Here is a 3,283-nt window from a genome sequence, read left to right on the forward strand (position 1 = left end):
TCCCTGGCCGGCCCGGCGGCGTTTCTGCGCGGCCCGGTGGCTTCGATGTGCGGCCCGGTGGCTTTCCGCGTGGCTCTGTGGCTTTCTGCGCGCCCCACGCGGCCGGGCGTGCCCCGGGCGCCCGGCCGGGGCTCCTGGGCCCGTACATGACGAAGGGGCCCGCTGTACGTGCGTACAGCGGGCCCCTTCGTGTGTCCGGCGGGGGACTAGGCGTCCCGGCGCAGGCTCGGCTTGAGGTCCTTGAAACGGGCCAGCAGGCCGTTCACGAAGGCCGGGGAGTCGTCCGTGGAGAACTCCTTCGCCAGCTGCACCGCCTCGTCGATGACGACGGCGTCCGGCGTCTCGTCCTCCCAGACCAGCTCGTACGTGCCGAGCCGGATGATGTTCCGGTCGACGACCGGCATCCGGTCGAGCGTCCAGTCGACGGAGTACGTGGAGATCAGGTCGTCGATGCGCGCCTCGTACTGCGCGTACCCCTCGACGAGCTGCATCGTGTACTCGTTGACCGGCGGCTGGCGGTCGTCGGACCGCGAGTGGCGCACCCAGTCCGCGAGGACCGTCTGCACGGACTCACCGCGCTGGTCGGCCTCGAAGAGGATCTGGAAGGCGCGCTTGCGCGCCTTGTTCCGGGCAGCCACGGTTAGCTGTTCACCCGGCCGAGGTAGTCGCTGGTACGGGTGTCGACCTTGACCTTCTCACCGGTGGTGATGAAGAGCGGGACCTGGATCTGGTGGCCGGTCTCCAGGATGGCGGGCTTGGTGCCACCGGTGGAGCGGTCGCCCTGGACACCCGGCTCGGTCTCCTGGATCACGAGCTCGACGGCGGCCGGCAGCTCCACGTAGAGCACCTCGCCCTCGTGCTGCGCGACGGAGGCGGTGAAGCCCTCGATCAGGAAGTTGGCGGCGTCGCCGACGTTCTTCCGGTCGATGTGCAGCTGGTCGTAGGTCTCCATGTCCATGAAGACGAAGTACTCGCCGTCCATGTAGGAGAACTGCATGTCACGGCGGTCGATGGTGGCGGACTCGACCTTCGTGCCGGCGTTGAAGGTCTTGTCGACGACCTTGCCGGAGAGCACGTGCTTGAGCTTGGTGCGCACGAAGGCCGGGCCCTTGCCGGGCTTGACGTGCTGGAACTCGACGACGGACCAGAGCTGGCCCCCGTCGAGCTTGAGCACCATGCCGTTCTTGAGGTCGTTCGTGGAAGCCACGGTTGCGGAATCTCCTGGACTGAAGCTGGTGGGACCGAGGGTGCGCGGCACAGCGCGGGACTAGAGCGCGAGCAGTTCCTTGGTCGTGATGGTGAGTAGCTCTGGCCCGCCATCCGCCTCGGGGCGGACGACGAGCGTGTCATCGATTCGGACACCACCCCGGCCCGGGAGGTGGACCCCCGGTTCGACGGTGACCGGCACGCAAGCGTCCAGTTTACCCATGGCTCCAGGTGCGAGCTGCGGGTCCTCGCTGATTTCGAGGCCGACGCCGTGTCCGGTGCACGCGCCCAGGCCCTCGGCGTGGCCCGCCGCGTCCAGCACCTGGCGCGCCGCACGGTCCACCGCACGGTACTCGGCGCCCGGCGCCAGCGCCTCCCGCCCGGCCCGCTGAGCGGCGAAGACGACGTCGTAGAGCTCGATCTGCCAGTCCGCCGGGGTGGTCCCGATGACGAAGGTGCGGCCGATCTCGCAGCGGTAGCCGCGGTAGGTCGCGCCGAGGCAGACGGAGAGGAAATCCCCTTCCTCGACCCGTCGGTCCGAGGGCCGGTGGCCGCCGCGGCCGGAGTTGGGGCCGGTGCCGACGGAGGTGGTGAAGGCCGGCCCGTCGGCGCCGTGGTCGACCAGGCGGCGCTCCAGCTCCAGGGCGAGGTGGCGCTCGGTGCGGCCGACCAGGATCGACTCCAGGAGCTCACCGAGCGCCTGGTCGGCGATCTCGGCCGCGATACGCAGACACGCGATCTCCTCCTCGTCCTTGACCAGCCGCTTCTGCTCGACCGCTCCCCCGAGGTCGGCGAGCAGCAGCCGGGGCGCGACCGAGCCGATCGCGCGGTGCCGGGAGACCGTGAGGTCGTGCTCCTCGACGCTGAGCGAGTCGGCGCCGCTGGCCTGGGCGAGGTCGGCGGCGGCCACCGCGGGGTCGCCCGAGGGCGTGGGCAGCACGGTGACCCGCAGCTGCTCGTCGAGCCGCCCCTCCACGAGGTCGCCGGTCGGCGTACGGGGGCAGAGCAGGACGTCCTCCGCGGGCCCCAGCAGCAGGACGGCGCCGGGTGGGGCGCCACCCGCGAGATAGCGGACGTTCGCGGGGCGCGAGACCAGTGCGGCGGCGCTTCCGGCGGCCGCGGAGCGGTCGCGGAGCCAGGCGCGTCGGAGCGCGTACACCTCTGACATGCGTCGAGCGTATGAGGGGGGTCGGGGGTGTGCCGGTTCTGCGCGTCCGACCGGGGGCCGTCCCGGTGGCCGGGTCGTCCTCAGTGGCCGGACCGGCTTTGGGCTTCGCCCCGGTTGTTCTTCTGCCGCGGGCCGTCCTGGGCTGGTCGCGCCCGCGCGGCGGAGCCGCAGATGTCACAGCCCCGCGCCCCTGAGACCTCGGCCCTTCGGGCCTTGGGTTCACCAGCTCGGCGGGCTCGCGATCGCTCTCGCCAGGACGTCGTCCAGGAGGCGGGCCGTGGTGGGGACGTCGTACTGGGAGTTGTCGATGATGGGCAGGCCCGAGCCGTACCAGCCGGCCATGCGGCCGTGGATGCCCGCGACCTCCTCGTCCGACAGGCGGCGGTTGCCGGAGCGCTCGGCGTTGCGCTCCAGGACGATGTCCAGGCCGGGCAGGAGGACCACGGGGAGCAGGCCGGGGCCCACGTGGCGCTTCCAGCCGCCGAGGCCGACCACCGGGCGGTCCGGGAAGACCGCGTCGTCGAGGATGCAGGAGATGCCGTTGGCCAGGAAGTTGCGCGCGGCGAAGCCGCAGGTGCGGCGGGCCAGGCGGTACTGCGCCTCGGAGTGGTCGTTCCAGCCCGACTGGGGGTCGGCGAAGCCCGCGCAGACCCATTCGCGCACGTCGTCGAGGCTGATGTGGGCGGTGGGGACGCGGCGGTGCTGGGCCCAGTAGCGGGCGACCGTGGTCTTGCCGGCGCCCGCCGGGCCTATCAGCAGCACCGCGAGCGTGGTGACGCCGGTGCCCTCCGGGGCCTGCGGCAACGGCACGGGGCCGCCCGGCGGCAGCGCCACATGCCCGGTGGTGTCCCGGGACGGCGCCGCCGGGGCGTGCTGGGGCGCCGAGGCGTGCCAGCCGGGGGCGGGGGC

At 72.3% G+C, this 3,283-nt stretch carries 4 protein-coding genes; all 4 read right to left on the reverse strand.

The features are described from left to right. Positions 1 to 206: 206 nt before the first annotated feature. Entirely contained in the window at positions 207 to 638 is a 432-nt protein-coding gene (gene nusB, locus ABD236_RS30730) for a transcription antitermination factor NusB (protein WP_344079371.1), read from the reverse strand. Between the two features lie 2 nt (positions 639 to 640). Continuing rightward, entirely contained in the window at positions 641 to 1,207 is a 567-nt protein-coding gene (gene efp / locus ABD236_RS30735) for an elongation factor P (protein ID WP_344079373.1), read from the reverse strand. A 60-nt stretch (positions 1,208 to 1,267) separates the two neighbouring features. After that, positions 1,268 to 2,374: a M24 family metallopeptidase gene (locus tag ABD236_RS30740; protein ID WP_344079376.1), complete on the reverse strand. Its 1,107-nt coding sequence runs from the start codon at positions 2,372 to 2,374 to the stop codon at positions 1,268 to 1,270. A gap of 219 nt (positions 2,375 to 2,593) precedes the next feature. Next, positions 2,594 to 3,283 (reverse strand): Pro-rich N-terminal domain-containing protein (locus tag ABD236_RS30745; RefSeq protein ID WP_344079378.1); only part of this gene is annotated, 690 nt, incomplete at its 5' end.

This window comes from Streptomyces crystallinus (genome assembly GCF_039521265.1).
Lineage (GTDB): Bacteria > Actinomycetota > Actinomycetes > Streptomycetales > Streptomycetaceae > Streptomyces > Streptomyces crystallinus.

Coding starts and splice junctions, on each gene's coding strand:
- ABD236_RS30740 (WP_344079376.1), bottom strand. CDS start 2,374: ATGTCAGAGGTGTACGCGCTCCGACGCGCCTGGCTCCGCGACCGCTCC.